Below are 17,716 nucleotides of genomic sequence, written 5' to 3'. Positions count from 1 at the left end.
ATGTTCAGTAGTTGAAAGTCTTGACCAGCAACAGGTCGCCAATCGCGCGCATGGGCACGATAAAGGTTTCGCGTTTCTCGTTGACGGTGTTTTCGTTGAGCACCAGGTTGATCTGCGAGGTGATCACTTCGTTCTGATTGCTGCCCGCGTCGAAGTTATAGCCGCCACTGCCGAAGTTGCCCCAGTAGTTGACGTAAATCAGATAAGTGCCACGCAGCGGCGCGGTCATGGTGAACATTTCCGGGCCGGGGCCGTCGACGCCATCCGGGTCGAGGCCTCCGCCATTGGTCAGGCCCGGGTGGCCGAAGAACGCATGCTGGCCGTCGGGGGTGACGATGTGCATGTCCAGCTCGGCCTTGGGGTCGTCCCACCCCAGCACCACGCGGATCCGCGCCGGCGTCTTGCTGGTGTTGGCCTCGTAGAACTGCACGCGCTTGAGGGATTTGCCCTCGGAGCTGCGCACCTCGACGCTGTTGGAGCCCGCGCCAAAGGCATAGGGCCGGCCGAAACGGCCCTGCTCGTCGGTGTACAGGTTCAGTGGGTTGCCGTTGACCGACAGGCTATGGGGTTGCCGCAGGTGCCCCATGGCCTTGATCTGGCCCTCGATCATCGTCCGATTGCGCTGGATGCCGCGATCGATGGGGGGCGTGGGGTAAGCGACCTGAGGGTTTTCGCTGCGGTCGAGCAAGCCGGAATAACGCCAGCCGGCAAGCGGTTCCTGGAGTTCGGCAGAGGGTTCGGACCACGCGCATGACGCCCAGAGCAGGACGCTCAGCAGTGACCAGAACCGGCGCATGTTGTGCTTCCTGCCATGCATGGGAAAACCCTGGCGCCAGATCCGCGGCGCAGCAAAGAATCGTCAGAGAGGGCCCTTTAAAAAGGGCGCCGGAAAGGCCCGCAGATTATCGACTCACAGGCTGTTACACAATTGGGGAAAAGGGTTTTTGCGAGGTAATCGTCAATGAGCGGGAGCAATGATTTCAAGGTGATATCACCGATTCAGCCGGCAGTCGCGATACCTCACGCTTATTCGGCCATTTGCCCGCTTGCGCATGGGTTGTCATGCCATACCGCTAACGCGTAGCATTGAGAACAATTCCCATTCCCTTCTTTTGCCTGCCCAGCACCTGCCGACGGAGCGCGCCCCATGCCCCTGCCCCCTTCTCAGCTCGATGTCGGCTGGCTTTATCAGGAGCACCATGGCTGGATTCGCGCCTGGCTGAATAAAAAGCTCGGCAACAGCAGCGATGCCGCCGAGTTGGCCCACGACGTATTTCTGCGCTTGCTGAGCAAACCCAGGGAGTTCTCCAGCGACAGCCACGCCCGGGCCTACCTGAGCGCCATGTCGCGGCACGTGTGCGTGGATTACTGGCGGCGGCAGAAAGTCGAACGCGCCTGGATGGAGGTGCTGGCCAGCCGCCCGGAAGCCTGCGCGCCCTCAGAAGAGCACCGGGCCATGGTGCTTGAAGCCCTGCATCAGGTGCAGGCCATGCTCGAACGCTTGCCGGCCAAGGTCGCCGAGGCCTTCCTGCTGGCGCAATTGCACGGCCTGGGCTATCGGGCGATTGCCGCCCGGCTGGGGGTCAGCGAACGCACGGTCACCAGTTACATGTCCCAGGCCATGTTCCAGTGCCTGTTGCTGGAAGTGGAACTCAACGGGGCGCTGGACTGAGGGATGGACAACCGACCTGACCACGCCACCCTGCAACAGGCCGCCGACTGGTTTGCGCGCCTGGCCAGCCAGCCCGAGGACCCGGCGCTGCGGGAAGCCTGGCGCCATTGGCACGAGCAACAGGAAAGCCATCGCCAGGCCTGGGTGTTTGTCGAGCGGGTCAGCCAGCGCTTCAACCCGCTGCAACAGGACGCCGACAGGGCCGGGCGCACCCTGGACAGCCTGCGCCACGGCCAGCAGTCACGGCGGCAGATGCTGCGTAACCTGACGATCTTCGGCGGTGCCAGCCTGCTCGGCTGGATCGGCTGGCGCCAGGCCGACCTGGGCTCCCAGCTCATGGCCTGGCAAGCCGACTACCGTACCGCCGGCGGCGAAGTGCGCGAACAACTGCTGGCCGACGGCACGCGCCTGTGGCTCAACAGCGCCACGGCAGTGGATGTGGACTTCAGCCGCAACCAGCGCCGCCTGCGCCTGTACCGCGGCGAAATCCTCATCAGCACCGCCAGCGACCCGCGCCCACTGCGGGTGGAAACGGCCCAGGGCAGCCTGCGACCACTGGGCACGCGCTTCAGCGTGCGCCAGGAAGCGCAACGCACCCGCCTCAACGTCTACCAGGGCGCCGTCCAGGTGCAGTGCCAGGCCAGCGGCGCCGAGCGGATCGTCGACAGCGGCCTGGGCCTGACCTTCGACAGCCGTGACATCGCGCCCGACAGCCCCGTGCAGCAGGAGCGCCAGGCCTGGAGCCAGGGCCTGCTACTGGCCAACGACATCAGCCTCGGGCAGTTCATCGAGGAACTCGCGGTCTACCGCAGCGGCCACCTGGGTGTCGACCCGCGCATTGCCGGCCTGCGGGTGATGGGGGCCTACCCCTTGCATGACACCGAGCAGGTCCTGGCCATGCTCGAAGGCACGCTGCCGATCCGCATCCAGCGCACGCTGCCGTGGTGGGTGACGCTGGAGCCGCGTTGAAACTTTTTTTGAATTATTCGCATTTGCAGCTTCCGGTTTTGCCGTCTCATTCGATTTAGCTGGTGACAACGGCTTTGCGCCCCTATCAGCAAGGAACACAACATGTCACCACGCACCCCTTATTCCCTGCGCTTCAGCGCGCGGCCACTGACGCTGGCCATCTCCCTGGCCCTGGGCGCAACCGCCACGCTGTCCTTCGCCGCCCCCGAGCAGAGCGCCGAGCGCACGCAGGGCCAGGCGTTCGATATCCCCGCCGGTCCACTGACACCGCAATTGAACCTGCTGGCATCCCAGGCCGGGATCTACCTGGCCGGCGATGCCAGCCTGAGTGCCGGCAAGACCGGGCCGGCGCTCAAGGGGCGTTACCAGGTGAACCAGGCACTGCAACTGTTGCTCGCCAGCAGCGGCCTGGAAGCGGTGCCCACGGGACAAAACCGTTACCAACTGCAAGTTCGCCCGCAAGTAGAAGGTGCGCTGGAGCTGGGTGCCACCACCATCGGCGGCTTCAGTGGGCTGGGGGTCAATACCGAAGCGACCCGCTCCTACACCACGGGCGCCGTAACCCTGGGGAAAAGCGAACGCAGCCTCAAGGAAATCCCCCAGACCATCACAGTGCTCACCGCCCAACGGCTGAAGGACCAGAACATCAACACTCTGGACGACGTTTACAACGCCAGCCCAGGCATCATCACCTACGGCGCGACCCTGGGTGATAACACGCCCTATTCCCGCGGCTTCCCGATCGACAATTTCCAGATCAACGGGATTCCGGTTCCCACCAGTAACAGCATGAGCGCGCTGTACTGGACCGATCTGGTGGCCTACGAACGGGTAGAAATCCTCAAAGGGTCGGCCGGGCTGTTCCAGGGGGCGGGATCACCCGGCGGCGCGATCAACATGGTGCGCAAGCGTGCAGGCGCTGATTTCAAGCTCAACACAACGACCCAGGCCGGCACCTGGGATAACTATCGTCAGGAAGTGGATGTCCAGGGCGCCCTGAATGAGGCCCGGACCGTTCGTGGGCGCCTGGCCACCTCCTATGGCAACCGGCACTTCTTCTACGATCGGGGTCAAAGCGAACGGGCTACCACCTACGGCGTGCTGGAGTTCGATCTGTCGCCCCGGACGACACTCAGCACCGGCTTCACCTACAACAATGTGGACAACAGCGCGACCATGGACTGGGGCATGCCCAGCTACAAGGACGGTTCCAAGATCGACTTCAAGCGCTCGGCCAACCTCAGCTCTCCCGGGGACTACAACAACGTCGAGTCGACGCAGTACTTCATCGAAGCCAAGCATCAGCTCAACGATGACTGGAAGCTCAGCGTCACCACCAACTACACACGCATGGATCTGGACTCGCTATATGGCCAGACCGGCGGCCTGATCGACCCAATCACCCGCAGTGGCGGCTACAACTGGGGCGAGGCGCGCCAGGAAAACAACTATCAGTACAACAGCGACCTGTTCATCAATGGCCAGTTCGACCTGTTCCAAAGACGTCACGAGGTCATTCTCGGGGGCAACATCAACCATGCCCGTCGCGATGCCAGCCGTTTCGAGACCGAGTACTACCCACAGTTCGACAATATCCCTGACATCCTCGACTTCAAGGCGCCGACCTATACCCGTCAAAAACTCTATCGCAGCATTCAGTCGACCCTCGACCAGCAAGGGCTCTACGGCTCGTTACGGATGAACCTGAGCGACCCGCTGGATCTGATCGTCGGCGCCCGGGCCGGTTGGTGGAAATATGACCAGAACCAGACCAATGAACTCAACGGCCGGGTCGCGCGTACCGGGCAGGAAACCAATGCCAAAGTCGTGCCCTTTGCCGGGCTGGTCTACAAGCTGACTCCGGAATGGTCCGCCTATGGCAGCTACGCCGAGATTTTCACGCCGCAGACCGACACCCTGACCGCCGCCGGAACGCCCCTGGCGCCGCGAACCGGCGAAACCTATGAGCTGGGACTCAAGGGCGAGCATTACGATGGCGCGCTCAACAGCACCCTGGCCATCTACCGCACCAATTACAGCGGCCGCGCCCAGGAAGACCAATCCCGCCCGCAACCGTGCAGCGACATCGTCGCCATCTGTTATGTCGCCTCCGGCAAGGTCCAGGCCGAAGGCTTCGAAGCCGAACTGACCGGTAAGCTGCTCACCGGCCTCGAACTGTCGGCAGGCTATACCTACAACCGCAGCCGCTACATCAGCAATCCTGACGACCCGAGCCTTGAAGGTCGCTCCTTCCTGCCGAGCATGCCGGAGCACATGTTCAAGCTTTTCGCCAATTACCAACTGCCGGGGGAATTCTCCAAATGGCAGGTCGGCGGCGGCACCAGTATCCAGAGCGGGGTCTATAACCTCGGTTCCGGCGTCAAGAATGAAAGCCCCGGCTACGCCCTGTTCAGCGCCCGCCTCGGCTACGATCTGAACCGCAACATGAACCTGGCCCTCAACATAGAGAACCTGTTGGACAAGGTGTACTACGTGCAGACCGGGCCGGTGACCGGCTCGAGCTACTACGGAACACCGCGCAACATGATGGTGACGCTGCGCACCAGCTATTGAGCAGGCTAAAACCCTGACCGTCGCTGCAAAGGCCAACCTTTGCAGCTCGGGTGAAACAAGGACCAGCAAGCGTTCGTCGAGGGTTCCTCTGATTTGCCCGAAACCCCTCTGTCTGCTAGTGTCGCGCCGGTTTAACGTCAACCGAGATAGCCGCCATGGCCCGCAAAAAAGCTGCCCTAGATTTCGAACAATCCCTCGCTGACCTGCAAACGCTGGTCGAGCGGCTGGAGAACGGCGAGCTGTCGCTGGAAGACTCGTTGACCGCCTTTGAACAAGGCATCGGCCTGACCCGTGACTGCCAGGCCGCCCTGGCCCAGGCCGAACAAAAAGTCCAGATCCTGCTGGAGCGCGATGGCGAACTGGCGGAACAACCTTTCGATGCGGAACAACCCGAATGATTGCCGCCTATCAGGCCAGCAGTCAGGCCCGGGTCAATGAAGCCCTGCAAACCCTGTTCGTCGCACCGAGCCCGGAGTTGTCGCGGCTCTACGAAGCCATGTGCTACAGCGTGATGAATGGCGGCAAACGCGTGCGCCCGCTGCTGGCCTACGCGGCCTGTGAAGCCCTGGGCGGCCAGCCTGGACAAGCCAACGGCGCGGCCTGCGCGGTGGAACTGATTCACGCCTATTCCCTGGTGCACGACGATTTGCCGGCGATGGACGACGACGACCTGCGTCGCGGCCAGCCCACCACGCACAAGGCCTTCGACGAAGCCTGCGCGATTCTTGCTGGCGACGGCTTGCAGAGCCTGGCCTTCAGCGCCCTGCTCGACCCGCGCCTGAGCGATTCGAGCGCCGAGATCCGCTTGCAGATGGTCAGCGCCCTGGCCCTGGCGGCAGGCCCGGCGGGCATGGTCGGCGGTCAGGCGATCGACCTCGGTTCGGTCGGCCTCAAGCTGGACCAGAAAGCCCTGGAATACATGCACCGGCACAAGACCGGCGCGCTGATCGAGGCCAGCGTCAAGCTCGGCGCCCTGGCCAGCGGCAAGGCTGAGAAAGACGAACTCAAATCCCTGCAGAACTACGCCCAGGCCATCGGCCTGGCGTTCCAGGTGCAGGACGACATCCTCGACGTCGAAAGCGATACCGCCACCCTGGGCAAACGCCAGGGCGCCGATATTGCCCGCGACAAGCCGACTTACCCGTCGCTGCTGGGTCTGGAGGCGGCCAAGGAGTACGCCCTGGAACTGCGCGACCAGGCGCTGCACGCGCTGCGACCCTTTGACGCGGCAGCCGAGCCCCTGCGGGAGTTGGCCCGGTATATCGTCGAACGGCGCAGCTGATCGACCTCAGACAGTTCCGAGTGCATATCAGCCAAGTTCCGCGCTCTGCGTGGGCAGCATGCGATGCATCAGGTAAACTGCCGCCTCTTCTATACCTATAACGATTCGCCTGATGCCCACGACGTTTCATGAGATTCCCCGCAAACGCCCGACCACGCCTTTGCTCGACCGTGCCGACACGCCGGCGGGCCTTCGTCGGTTAGGCGAAGCCGAGCTGGAAACCCTGGCCGATGAGTTGCGCCTGGAATTGCTCTACACGGTCGGCCAGACCGGTGGGCACTTCGGCGCCGGCCTGGGCGTGATCGAACTGACCATCGCGCTGCATTACGTGTTCGACACCCCGGACGACCGGCTGGTGTGGGACGTGGGTCACCAGGCTTATCCACACAAGATCCTGACCGGTCGTCGCGAGCGCATGGCCAGCCTGCGCCAGAAAGACGGCCTGGCCGCCTTCCCGCGGCGCTCCGAGAGCGAGTACGACACCTTTGGCGTCGGTCACTCCAGCACCTCGATCAGCGCCGCGCTGGGCATGGCCATCGCCGCCCGCCTGCAGAACAGCGAGCGCAAGGCCATCGCAGTAATCGGCGACGGTGCCCTGACCGCGGGCATGGCTTTCGAGGCGCTGAACCACGCGCCGGAAGTCGACGCCAACATGCTGGTGATCCTCAACGACAACGACATGTCGATCTCGCGCAATGTCGGCGGACTGTCCAATTACCTGGCCAAGATCCTCTCCAGCCGCACCTACGCCAGCATGCGCGAGGGCAGCAAGAAGGTCCTGTCGCGCCTGCCCGGGGCCTGGGAAATCGCCCGCCGCACCGAAGAATATGCCAAGGGCATGCTGGTTCCCGGGACGCTGTTTGAAGAACTGGGCTGGAACTACATCGGCCCCATCGACGGCCATGACCTGCCGACCCTGATTGCCACTCTGCGTAACATGCGCGACCTCAAGGGTCCGCAGTTCCTGCACGTGGTGACCAAGAAGGGCAAGGGCTTCGCTCCGGCGGAAGTCGACCCGATCGGCTACCACGCCATCACCAAGCTCGAACCCCTGGATGCCCCGGCCGCTACGCCGAAGAAATCCAGCGGCCCGAAATACTCCGGCGTATTCGGCGAATGGCTGTGCGACATGGCGGCCGCCGATCCGCGCCTGGTGGGCATTACCCCGGCGATGAAGGAAGGCTCCGACCTGGTGGCTTTCAGCGAGCGTTTCCCGCTGCGCTACTTCGACGTGGCGATTGCCGAGCAACACGCTGTGACCCTGGCAGCGGGCATGGCCTGCGAAGGCGCCAAGCCGGTGGTGGCGATTTATTCGACCTTCCTCCAGCGCGGCTATGACCAGTTGATCCACGACGTGGCGGTGCAGAACCTCGATGTACTGTTCGCCATCGACCGTGCCGGCCTGGTAGGCGAAGACGGCCCGACCCACGCCGGCAGCTTCGACCTGTCGTTCCTGCGCTGCATCCCCGGCATGCTGGTGATGACCCCGAGTGACGAAAACGAGCTGCGCAAGATGCTCAGCACCGGCCACCTGTACAACGGCCCGGCAGCCGTGCGCTACCCACGGGGCAACGGCCCGAACACACCGATCGACAAAGACCTGGAACCGATCGAGATCGGCAAGGGCGTGATTCGCCGCCAAGGCAGCAAGGTGGCCTTGCTGGTGTTCGGCGTGCAATTGGCCGAAGCCTTGCAAGTTGCCGAAACCCTGGACGCCACCGTGGTCGACATGCGTTTCGTCAAACCCCTGGATGAAGCCCTGGTCCGCGAGATCGCCGGCAGCCACGAGCTGCTGGTGACCATCGAGGAGAACGCCATTATGGGCGGCGCCGGTGGTGCGGTCAGCGAATTCCTGGCCCGGGAAAACATCCTCAAGTCGATGCTGCACCTGGGCCTGCCCGACGCCTATGTCGAACACGCCAAACCGGCGCAGATGCTGGCCGAATGTGGCCTGGACCAAGCGGGCATCGAAGCCTCGGTGCGCCAGCGCCTGCAGTTGATGGGGCTGTGACTCGGCACTGATGAGTGCTCCGCTCTCGTGGCGGGGAGCTTGCTCCCTCGCCACAAGAGCAGACTGCTCCACCCTCTGTTCAAGGAGCCATCGGCGCAACGCCATGAAATTCTCGCCCCTCGCCCTGCCCCTGCTGCTACTGCCCGGCGCCGACATACTGGCCGCCACCCCTGATCGTGACCAGGCCCTGAAACTGCCGGACATGCTGATCAGCGCCAACCGTCAGGTCCAGGCGCGCAACGATAGCAGCGCCGCGAATACGGTGTTTACCCGCGATGACATCGAACGCCTGCAACCCACCAGCCTGACCGACTTGCTGCAACGGGTGCCTGGGGTCCAGGTGGCGCCCGGCGGCGGTCGGGCCAGCCTGCCCAATATCCTGATTCGCGGCACCAATTCCGCGCAGAGCCTGGTGCTGGTCGACGGCCAGCGCATCAGCAGCTCCAGCTCCGGCGACAGCAACCTGCAATTTCTCAACGTCGAGCAGATCGAACGGGTGGAAGTGCTGCGCGGCTCACGCTCGGTGATCTATGGCAGCGACGCGATTGGCGGGGTGATCCAGATTTTTACCCGGCGCGGCACCGAGGCTGGGCTGCAACCGCGCCTGCGCCTGGGGTTTGGCAGCAATCAAAGCTGGGAGCGCAGCCTGGGCCTGTCCGGCGGCGACCAGCAAACGCGCTTCAGCCTCGGTGCCAGCCTGGATGAGACCGCCGGCATCGACTCGACCGGCCCCTCGTTCCCGGCCGACGCCGACCACGATGCCTACCGCAACAAATCCCTGAGCCTGACCCTCAGCCACGCCTTGAGCGATGAGACTGAAGTGGGCCTGAACCTCCTGGATAGCCGCGGCAAAAGCGAGTACGACAACCCCTTCGGCCCGCAACAGCAGCCCTACACCGACTTCAACCTGAGCAGCATCGGCAGCTACCTCGACAGCGACGTCACTGAAAACTGGCACTCGCGAGTCGAGTTTGGGCATGTCGAAAACCGTGATTTCAAAGGCGACAAGCTGAGTGACGAACGCAGCACGTTCAACACCTACCGCAACTCGCTCAACTGGCAGAACGACCTGAGCCTGGACCAGCAGAACAGCCTGATCCTAGGCGCGGACTGGTACGAGGATCATCTCAACACCAGCACCGCCTTCGCCGAGGACAGCCGCTGGAACCGCGCGGCCTTTATCCAGCACCGTTTCCAGGGCGAGGGCTTCTCGACGGAGCTGGGCCTGCGCCGGGACCAGAATCAGCAGTACGGCAGCCAGAACACTTGGAGCGCCACTTTTACCCTGCCGCTGAACCCGGACAACGAGCTGCTGCTGTCCTACAGCGAAGGCTTTCGCGCGCCGAACTTCAGCGACCTCTATTACCCGGGCTACGACAACCCCGAGCTCAAGCCCGAACATTCGAAAACTTATGAGCTGCAATGGCGCAGCCAACTGAGCGACAGCAGCAGCCTGGAAGCCTCGCTGTACCGCACCGATATCCGGGACGCGATCACCCCTGACAGCCAATATCGCCCGCAGAATATCGGCGCCGCGCGGATCAACGGGTTCGAGGCCGCCTTCAAGCAGGAGCTGTTCGGCTGGCAGGGCAACCTCGGGCTGGCGGTGATCGATCCTCGGGACCGTGACAGCGGCCACACCCTGAACCGCCGCGCCCGGCGCACCTTGAGCCTGGACCTGGATCGACAATTCGACCGCCTGGGGCTCGGCGCCAGCTGGCAAGCCGTCAGTGGCAGTTACAACGACATGGCGAACAACGATCCGATCCCAGGCTACGGCCTGCTCGGCCTGCGCAGCAGTTGGGCCCTGAGCCGCGAGATCAAGCTCGACCTGAAACTCGACAACCTGCTGGACAAGACCTACAGCCGCTCGCTCTACAGCTATTCAGGCAGCCAATACGGCTACCGCGAAGAAGGCCGGACCTGGATGTTTGGCGTGACCTGGACGCCCGAACTCTAGAACGGCTCAAGCGGCCTCCTGCACGGCAGACGTGGCGAGGGAGCTTGCTCCCGCTGGAGTGCGCAGCACTCCCAAGCCGGACACATCACAGTGCCAGGTTTGGGGCCGCTTCGCGCCGGAACGCCAGCCCGGCCCGGCGGCAGCAAACTCCCTCGCCACAACAAAAAGCCCTCAACGTTCCGGAGCGATCAGCTCGCATAGCCTGCCGGTCGCCGCCAGCATCTGCCCACTTGGCCGCTCCAGGCCCTTGTCCAGCACCAACAACAGACGGCCCTGGGCCACGGCGGCGATCTGCGGCCAGGCCTTCCAGCTGTCTAGCTGGCTCTGCGTGGTGGCCAGGATCGCCTGCGGATTGCGCTGCAACACCGATTCGATGCTGACTTGCGGTGCCGGCAGCGGCAGGTCGGCAAACACATTGCGCGCCCCGCACACGCTCAAGGCGTCGCTGATGATCTGCTGGCCGCCCACGGTGTACAGCGGCTGGTCCCAGACCTGATAGAACACCGGCAGCGGCTGCTCCCGGTGATAACGCCGACGCATCCCGGTCAGTTGCGCACTCAACTGCGCCGCCCGCTCGCGCCCGGCCTGGGGGCGGCCGAGGCGCTCGCCGATATCGGCGATCTGCGCAATCATCTGTTGGAAATCATGGGGTTCGGCAACATACGTGGGAATGCCTAGGCGCGCCAGCTGGTCGCGCTGCGCCGGGCCGACACTGCCGGGCCAGAGCAGCAGCAAGTCCGGCTTGAGGCTGAGCAGGCGCTCCATGTCGAGCTGGCCATAACGGCCCACCGACGGCAGGTGCTGCAACGCCGGTGGCCGCTCGCCGGCATCCAGCACCCCCACCAGCAAATCGGCGGCGCCCAGCTCGACGACAATTTCCGAGAGCGATGGCGCCAGGCTGACGACCCGCTCCACCGCCAGCGTCGAGCCGCTGGCCAGCAGCCACAGGACAGCCAGCCAGCAGCGCATCAGCCGAGCTGGCGAGGAATACGGTAGAGGTAGAACAGCACTGCCGTGGACAGGGCCAGCAGCATCAGCGGCACGGCCTCCAGGCCGACAAAGACCGCCAGGGCACCGATCCAGGCCGGCAACGCCGCCACCAGGAAGGCCACGCGGCGGCGGGCTGCCAGGGTGAGCCAGGCAGCCGGTTCTTCAGGGGTATCGAGGGCTTTCTGGGTGGCGATCAAGGCGTGCTTGTAGCCATTGAAGAAGCGCAGGCTGACAAACATCGAGGCCACGCCGGCGATAAAGAACGGCATCGCCAGCACCGGCAAAATCGCCTCGCTCTGGCCAAACACCGCGTTGATCACAAACAACGGCAACAGGGCCAGGGCCAGGTATTGCCACCAACTGACCGCCAGGCGCCGCCGAACTTGGCCCCGGGTCACGCCGGATCCGCCTCGCTCTGGTGCTCGTTGCCCATCATGTGGTCGAGCTTGCTGGCCTTGGTCGCCAGGTACAGTTTGTTGTGCGGGTTATGCCCGGTGTGCAGCGGCACGCGCTCGGCCACCTGGATGCCCATCTCGGTCAAGGCCTTGACCTTGCGTGGGTTGTTGGTCATCAGGCGCAGAGACTTGACCCCCAGGTGCTCGAGCATCGGCAGGCAAATGGCGTAGTCACGCTGATCAGCGGCAAAACCCAGCCGCTCGTTGGCTTCAACGGTGTCGGCGCCGCCGTCTTGCAGCTCGTAGGCGCGGATCTTGTTCAGCAAGCCAATGCCACGGCCTTCCTGACGCAGGTACAACAGGACGCCACGGCCTTCGCGAGCGATCGCCTGCAACGCGGCTTCCAATTGCGAGCCGCAGTCACAGCGCTGGCTGAACAGGGCATCACCGGTCAGGCATTCGGAGTGCAGGCGTCCGAGGACCGGGGCGCCATCGGCAATGTCGCCCAGGCTGAGCACGACGTGCTCGCGACCGGTGGCTTCATCGAGAAAACCGTGCATGGTGAATTGCGCAAACGGGGTTGGCAGCTTGGAAGCGGCGACAAAAACGACGGGCACCGTTGTGCTCCTGATCTGGATGGGGACTGGAGATTCGCAGAGGCGGCATTGTAACAGCAGCTTTCGGCAGACGCTTAGGCTGAATTATCGGTGATAAAGATCAAGAAGTTTGATCAGCGGGCAATCGCATCGAGGTTCGCGTCGAACGGATACGGTTGCTTCCAGCGCTCGAAAATCGCGCGCAGGCGGCCGTTCTTGACCAATTCTTCCATGCGCCGATCGAACATCTCACTCAAGGCACGGCCCCGCTCGCTGTTGGCGAACCCCAGGTACAAAGGCAGTTCGGCCAGGTGCGAACGTTTGAACAACGACGGGTCCTTGGCCTGGCTGAGGACATAATCGACCTCGGTCAGGGCATCGATGTAGTAGTCGGCGCGGCTGTAGCTGAGCATGGGCAGGATGCCGATACGGCGGCGAATCTCGTTGAAACGCTGCACATTCGGCAAGTACTCCTGGTACTTGTAGCCACGGACCCAGACCAGCCGATAGCTGCCCAGGGTCGCCAGGGTCGGTTCCGGATTGGCGGCCAGCCCCAAGGCATAGATGTGATCGGTGTCGTAATGCCAGCGGGGGTAGATCACCCCCGGCGCCTCGCCTTTGTAGGAGCCGACCTGGGCGTCCACCTCGGCCCGCTGCACCAGCCCCACCGAGCGCATGTACGGCACGCTGTGGATCTCGAGCTTGACCCCTTCGGCCTGGAACACCTCCCGCAGGATATCCCAGGCCATGCCCCGGCCATCGGCTTCGGTGTAATCGTTCCACTCTTCGCTGGCCAGATGGATCTCGGTGAGAACCGGCGACGGCTCCACGGCCCGAACCCCGCAGGTCCAGAGACAGAGTAAAACCACCAGCCAGCGGCTAGAAGCCATGCCTTAATCCCTCAAGTGAAGCACCACACCAGTCCTTGCATCGCCAGCCAGGCGAAGACCCCAGCCAACACGTCATCGAGCATGATGCCGACGCCGCCGTGCACATGCCGGTCGATCCAGCGAATCGGCCAGGGCTTGAGGATGTCAAAGAAGCGGAACATCAGGAACCCCGCCAGCAGCCAGTACCAGCCTTCGGGTACCAGCCACAGGGTGATCCACATGCCGACCATTTCGTCCCAGACGATGCCTTCGTGGTCGTGTACCCGCAGATCGTCGGCCACTTTGCCACACAGCCAGAAGCCGAACAGCATGGTGATGCCGAGCATCAGCCAGTAGCCCCAGTCCGGCAGCATCTGCCACAACGGGATAAACGGTAGCGCAACCAGCGAGCCCCAGGTGCCGGGAGCCTTGGGCAAGGTTCCCGAACCAAAGCCGAAAGCCAGGAAGTGCCAAGGATTGCGCCATACCGATGGCGGCACGAACTCGGCCGGAACCTGCTTGGGATGATCTGTCACGGTGTCTCCCGAAAATGTTGATAACCCCGGACGCCCGGGGTGATGTCTTGGCCGGCGGCATCCAGCAGGGTCACGCCCTGCCCGGCCACGACCCGGCCGACCACGTGCACCGGCCAGCCGTCCGCCAGCAACGGCGGCAGCTCGGCAGGGGGCAGAGTGAACGCCAGCACATAATCGTCACCGCCACTGAGGGCGGCAACCCGGGCGGCATTCTCACCGAGAAAGCCCAGCAATGCCCGGGACATCGGCAGCTTTTCACTTTCGATCAGCAAGCCGACAGCTGAAGCCAGGGCGATGTGCCCGCAATCGGCCAACAGCCCATCGGAAATATCCAACGCCGCGCTGGCCTTGCCCCGCAATGCCTGGCCCAGGGCCAACTGCGGTTGCGGCGACCAGTAGTGAGCCAGCAGTGGCTCGGCGATGGCCGGTTCGGCGCTGCGCTGGCCCAGCACCAGGGGCAAGGCCCCGGCGGCATTCCCCAACTCGCCGCCGACGCACAACAGATCGCCGGGTTGCGCGCCGCTGCGGGTCAGGGCCTGGCCGACCGGCACGCGGCCGAAGACGGTCAGGGTCAGTGCCAGCGGACCACGGGTGGTGTCGCCGCCCACCAACTGCACCCCACAGCTCTGCGCCATGGCATTCAAGCCACGGGCATAGCGTTGCAGCCAATCGGCTTCGACCGTCGGCAGTGTCAGGGCAAGGGTAAATGCGAGGGGACTGGCGCCCATGGCTGCCAGGTCGCTGACTGCCACCGCCAGCGAACGCTGGCCGAGCAGAAAGGGATCACAGGGGTCGGCAAAATGCACGCCGGCCACCAGGGTATCGGTGGACACTGCCAACTGCTCGCCAAACGGCACGGCCAGCAAGGCGCAGTCGTCGCCGATCCCCAGTGCAACGCCCTCGCCGCCCTGCGCACAAGGCGCGGCAGCGAAGAAGTTACGGATCAGCTCAAACTCGCCCATGGCAGCTGCAAGCGCGAATCAGCGCTTGAACGCCTTCACTTCAGCTTCACGCAAGCGTGGGGCCAGTTTGTCGAGTACGCCGTTGACGAACTTGTGGCCGTCGGTAGAACCGAAAACCTTGGCCAGCTCGATACCTTCGTTGATCACAACGCGGTATGGCACGTCGACGCGCTTGAGCAGTTCCCAGGTGGAGAGGCGCAGGACCGCCAGCTCGACCGGGTCCAACTCGTCGATGGTGATGTCCAGGCAAGGCACGAGAGCGCTGTCGATCTCACCCTTGTGGGCTGGAACTCCGTGAAGGATCTCGCGGAAGTAGGCACCGTCGATGTCGGTGAAATCGTTGTCGACCCGAAACTGCGCTTCGATCTCGTTCAGCGAGTGCTTGGCCATGTGCCATTGGTACAGCGCCTGAGTCGCGAGCTGACGGGCTTCGCGGCGCTTGGCGCTCTTGGATGGCTTGCCAGCGTCCGCAGGCTTGGGATCGCGCGGGTTGAAACGATCGCTTTCGTCGCTAATCACTTGGCCTCCAACTGCGCCAGCAGGCTGACCATTTCCAGGGCGGACAGGGCAGCTTCAGCACCTTTGTTGCCGGCCTTGGTGCCGGAACGCTCGATGGCTTGTTCGATGGAGTCAACGGTCAGCACGCCGAACGCAACCGGTACGCCGAATTCCATGGACACCTGGGCCAGGCCCTTGGTGCATTCGCCAGCCACGTATTCGAAGTGCGGGGTGCCGCCACGAATGACCGCGCCCAGGGCGATGATTGCCGCGTATTCGCTTTGCTGCGCGACTTTCTGCGCAACCAGCGGAATCTCGAAGGCGCCAGGTGCGCGGATGATGGTGATGTCGCTTTCGCTCACACCGTGGCGAACCAGGGCGTCAACGGCACCGCTGACCAGGCTTTCAACGACGAAGCTGTTGAAGCGGCCGACCACCAGGGCGTAGCGGCCTTTAGGGGCGATGAAGGTACCTTCGATGGTCTTCAGGGTCATTCGACAAATCTCTTAAAGAGCCAGAGCGCGCTCGGTGCGCGCCCTTCAGTGATATTTGAACCGCGAATTTCAAGCCGGAAACGACCAGCCTTTATTCGGAGGGCACGTATTCTACAACTTCCAGGTCGAAACCGGATATCGCATTAAACTTCATGGGTGCACTCATCAGGCGCATTTTGCGTACGCCCAGGTCCCGCAGGATCTGCGAACCGGCACCAACGATGCTGTAGGTGGTCGGTTTTTTCGCCGGAATGTGCTCGGCGGTTTCGCGGATGTGCGCCAGCAGCACGTCGCCATCCAGCGGGTGACCCAGCAGCAGCACGACGCCGCTGCCGGCCTCGGCCACCGTGGCCATGGCCGCGCGCAGGCTCCAGCGGCCGGGCTGCTTGACCATCAGCAGGTCGCGCAGCGGGTCCATGTTGTGCACCCGGACCAGGGTCGGTTGTTCGGCGCAGATCTCGCCCAGGGTCAGTGCCATGTGCACGTCGCCTTCCACTGAATCACGATAGGTCACCAGGTTGAACTGGCCCAGTTCGCTGTCCAGCGGCTGCTCGGCAATCCGCTGAACGGTACGTTCGTGGATCATCCGGTAGTGAATCAGGTCGGCGATGGTGCCGATCTTGATGTTGTGCTCGGCGGCGAAGGCTTCCAGTTCGGTGCGACGGGACATGGTGCCGTCGTCATTCATCACTTCGCAGATCACCCCGCTTGGCTCGAAACCGGCCATGCGCGCCAAGTCGCAGGCGGCTTCGGTGTGGCCGGCGCGAGCCAGGGTGCCGCCCGGCTGGGCCATCAGCGGGAAGATGTGGCCGGGGCTGACGATGTCTTCAGCCTTGGCATCCTTGGCGGCAGCGGCCTGCACGGTACGCGCGCGGTCGGCGGCGGAGATGCCGGTGGTCACGCCTTCGGTGGCCTCGATGGAAACGGTGAACTTGGTGCCGAACCCGGAGCCGTTGCGCGGCGCCATCAACGGCAGCTTGAGCAGTTCGCAGCGCTCGCGGCTCATGGGCATGCAGATCAGGCCACGGGCGTGCTTGGCCATGAAGTTGATGTGTTCGGCCTTGCAGCACTCGGCAGCCATGATCAGGTCGCCTTCGTTCTCGCGGTCTTCGTCATCCATGAGGATGACCATCTTGCCTTGGCGGATGTCTTCAACCAGTTCTTCGATGCTGTTGAGCGCCACGCGGCACCCCCTTGGGTCAGGATTTGAGGTAGCCGTTGGCGGCCAGAAAGCTTTCGGTAATGTTGCCCTGGCCTTGAGCAAGGCTCGACTCCGCGGCCTTGTCGCCCAGCAGCAGACGCTCCAGGTAACGGGCCAGCAGGTCGACTTCCAGGTTCACCCGACGCCCAGGCTGGTACGAAGCCATGATGGTCTCGCTCAGGGTGTGGGGGATGATCGTCAGCAGGAACTCGGCGCCGTCCACGGCGTTCACGGTCAGGCTGGTGCCGTCGACGGTGATCGAGCCCTTGTGCGCGATGTACTTGGCCAATTCCTTGGGAGCGCGGATGCGAAACTCCACGGCCCGGGCGTTTTCAGTGCGGGCAACCACTTCGCCGACACCGTCGACGTGGCCGCTGACCAAGTGTCCGCCGAGACGGGTGGTCGGAGTCAGGGCTTTTTCCAGGTTGACCGGGCTGCCGGTCTTGAGGTCGTTCATGGCGGTGCAGTCGAGGGTTTCGCGACTGACATCGGCCAGGAACCCATTGCCGGGCAATTCCACGGCGGTCAGGCAGACGCCGTTCACCGCGATGCTGTCGCCCAGTTTGACGTCGGCCAGGTCAAGCTTGCCGGTTTCTACGTAGACCCGCACATCTCCGCCTTTTGGGGTCAATGCACGGATGCTGCCGATGGATTCGATGATGCCTGTAAACATGGAGTCCTCCTCGAGAACGGGTCCGCCGCTCGGC

At 63.6% G+C, this 17,716-nt stretch carries 18 protein-coding genes; 7 read left to right on the top strand and 11 right to left on the bottom strand.

From position 1 onward, the window contains the following. Positions 1 to 4 precede the first annotated feature (4 nt). Positions 5 to 796, bottom strand: coding sequence for a YfaP family protein (locus tag AC19YX_RS30890; RefSeq protein ID WP_201128202.1), 792 nt, complete (start codon positions 794 to 796; stop codon positions 5 to 7). 351 nt (positions 797 to 1,147) lie between these two features. On the opposite strand from AC19YX_RS30890, the gene AC19YX_RS30885 reads away from it, so the two are divergent. The 7 genes from AC19YX_RS30885 to AC19YX_RS30855 all read left to right on the top strand — a co-directional run bounded on the left by AC19YX_RS30885 (position 1,148) and on the right by AC19YX_RS30855 (position 10,468). Continuing rightward, positions 1,148 to 1,672, top strand: coding sequence for a sigma-70 family RNA polymerase sigma factor (locus AC19YX_RS30885; RefSeq protein ID WP_078471609.1), 525 nt, complete (start codon positions 1,148 to 1,150; stop codon positions 1,670 to 1,672). Between the two features lie 3 nt (positions 1,673 to 1,675). Beyond that, the gene (locus AC19YX_RS30880; RefSeq protein WP_500607743.1) at positions 1,676 to 2,641 is read left to right on the top strand and encodes a FecR domain-containing protein; all 966 of its coding nucleotides are present in this window, start codon (positions 1,676 to 1,678) and stop codon (positions 2,639 to 2,641) included. A 102-nt stretch (positions 2,642 to 2,743) separates the two neighbouring features. Further along, a complete protein-coding gene (locus AC19YX_RS30875; protein ID WP_500607742.1) occupies positions 2,744 to 5,215 on the top strand; it encodes a TonB-dependent siderophore receptor in 2,472 nt (823 codons plus the stop codon). A gap of 155 nt (positions 5,216 to 5,370) precedes the next feature. Continuing rightward, a complete protein-coding gene (locus AC19YX_RS30870; protein ID WP_011063724.1) occupies positions 5,371 to 5,613 on the top strand; it encodes an exodeoxyribonuclease VII small subunit in 243 nt (80 codons plus the stop codon). Continuing rightward, entirely contained in the window at positions 5,610 to 6,497 is an 888-nt protein-coding gene (gene ispA / locus AC19YX_RS30865) for a (2E,6E)-farnesyl diphosphate synthase (RefSeq protein WP_500607741.1), read from the top strand. Before AC19YX_RS30870 ends, ispA begins: the two co-directional genes overlap by 4 nt. 112 nt (positions 6,498 to 6,609) lie before the next feature. Beyond that, the gene (gene dxs, locus AC19YX_RS30860; protein ID WP_078471607.1) at positions 6,610 to 8,508 is read left to right on the top strand and encodes a 1-deoxy-D-xylulose-5-phosphate synthase; all 1,899 of its coding nucleotides are present in this window, start codon (positions 6,610 to 6,612) and stop codon (positions 8,506 to 8,508) included. A gap of 103 nt (positions 8,509 to 8,611) precedes the next feature. Continuing rightward, positions 8,612 to 10,468 carry a TonB-dependent receptor plug domain-containing protein gene (locus AC19YX_RS30855; RefSeq protein WP_500607740.1) on the top strand — a complete coding sequence of 619 codons (1,857 nt, stop codon included), beginning with the start codon at positions 8,612 to 8,614 and terminating at the stop codon, positions 10,466 to 10,468. Positions 10,469 to 10,639: 171 nt separating this feature from the next. Here the strand turns inward: AC19YX_RS30855 and AC19YX_RS30850 are convergent, their stop codons facing one another. The 10 genes from AC19YX_RS30850 to AC19YX_RS30805 form a co-directional block, all read right to left on the bottom strand. Then, complete coding sequence (locus tag AC19YX_RS30850; RefSeq protein WP_500607739.1) at positions 10,640 to 11,437, bottom strand: cobalamin-binding protein; 798 nt, start codon at positions 11,435 to 11,437, stop codon at positions 10,640 to 10,642. Continuing rightward, positions 11,437 to 11,856, bottom strand: coding sequence for an MFS transporter (locus AC19YX_RS30845; RefSeq protein WP_201128211.1), 420 nt, complete (start codon positions 11,854 to 11,856; stop codon positions 11,437 to 11,439). Before AC19YX_RS30845 ends, AC19YX_RS30850 begins: the two co-directional genes overlap by 1 nt. Then, the gene (gene ribA / locus AC19YX_RS30840) at positions 11,853 to 12,470 is read right to left on the bottom strand and encodes a GTP cyclohydrolase II (protein ID WP_020295220.1); all 618 of its coding nucleotides are present in this window, start codon (positions 12,468 to 12,470) and stop codon (positions 11,853 to 11,855) included. Before ribA ends, AC19YX_RS30845 begins: the two co-directional genes overlap by 4 nt. Positions 12,471 to 12,583: 113 nt before the next feature. Continuing rightward, a complete protein-coding gene (locus AC19YX_RS30835) occupies positions 12,584 to 13,339 on the bottom strand; it encodes a substrate-binding periplasmic protein (RefSeq protein WP_078471603.1) in 756 nt (251 codons plus the stop codon). An 11-nt stretch (positions 13,340 to 13,350) separates the two neighbouring features. Beyond that, positions 13,351 to 13,854, bottom strand: coding sequence for a phosphatidylglycerophosphatase A family protein (locus tag AC19YX_RS30830; protein ID WP_078471602.1), 504 nt, complete (start codon positions 13,852 to 13,854; stop codon positions 13,351 to 13,353). Then, on the bottom strand, positions 13,851 to 14,816 hold the full coding sequence (thiL, locus tag AC19YX_RS30825) for a thiamine-phosphate kinase (protein ID WP_078471601.1): 966 nt from the start codon (positions 14,814 to 14,816) through the stop codon (positions 13,851 to 13,853). The genes AC19YX_RS30830 and thiL overlap by 4 nt, the downstream gene beginning before the upstream one ends. A gap of 18 nt (positions 14,817 to 14,834) precedes the next feature. Further along, a complete protein-coding gene (gene nusB, locus AC19YX_RS30820) occupies positions 14,835 to 15,335 on the bottom strand; it encodes a transcription antitermination factor NusB (protein WP_020295216.1) in 501 nt (166 codons plus the stop codon). Continuing rightward, on the bottom strand, positions 15,332 to 15,808 hold the full coding sequence (ribH, locus tag AC19YX_RS30815; protein ID WP_028944446.1) for a 6,7-dimethyl-8-ribityllumazine synthase: 477 nt from the start codon (positions 15,806 to 15,808) through the stop codon (positions 15,332 to 15,334). Before ribH ends, nusB begins: the two co-directional genes overlap by 4 nt. 91 nt (positions 15,809 to 15,899) lie before the next feature. Then, positions 15,900 to 16,991, bottom strand: a complete 1,092-nt coding sequence (gene ribBA, locus AC19YX_RS30810) for a bifunctional 3,4-dihydroxy-2-butanone-4-phosphate synthase/GTP cyclohydrolase II (RefSeq protein ID WP_020295214.1) — start codon at positions 16,989 to 16,991, stop codon at positions 15,900 to 15,902. Between the two features lie 16 nt (positions 16,992 to 17,007). Further along, entirely contained in the window at positions 17,008 to 17,682 is a 675-nt protein-coding gene (locus AC19YX_RS30805) for a riboflavin synthase (RefSeq protein WP_020295213.1), read from the bottom strand. Positions 17,683 to 17,716: the final 34 nt, after the last annotated feature.

It is taken from the genome of Pseudomonas sp. MF09150 (assembly GCF_059862355.1).
This window is presented reverse-complemented; position numbering and strand designations above follow the sequence as displayed.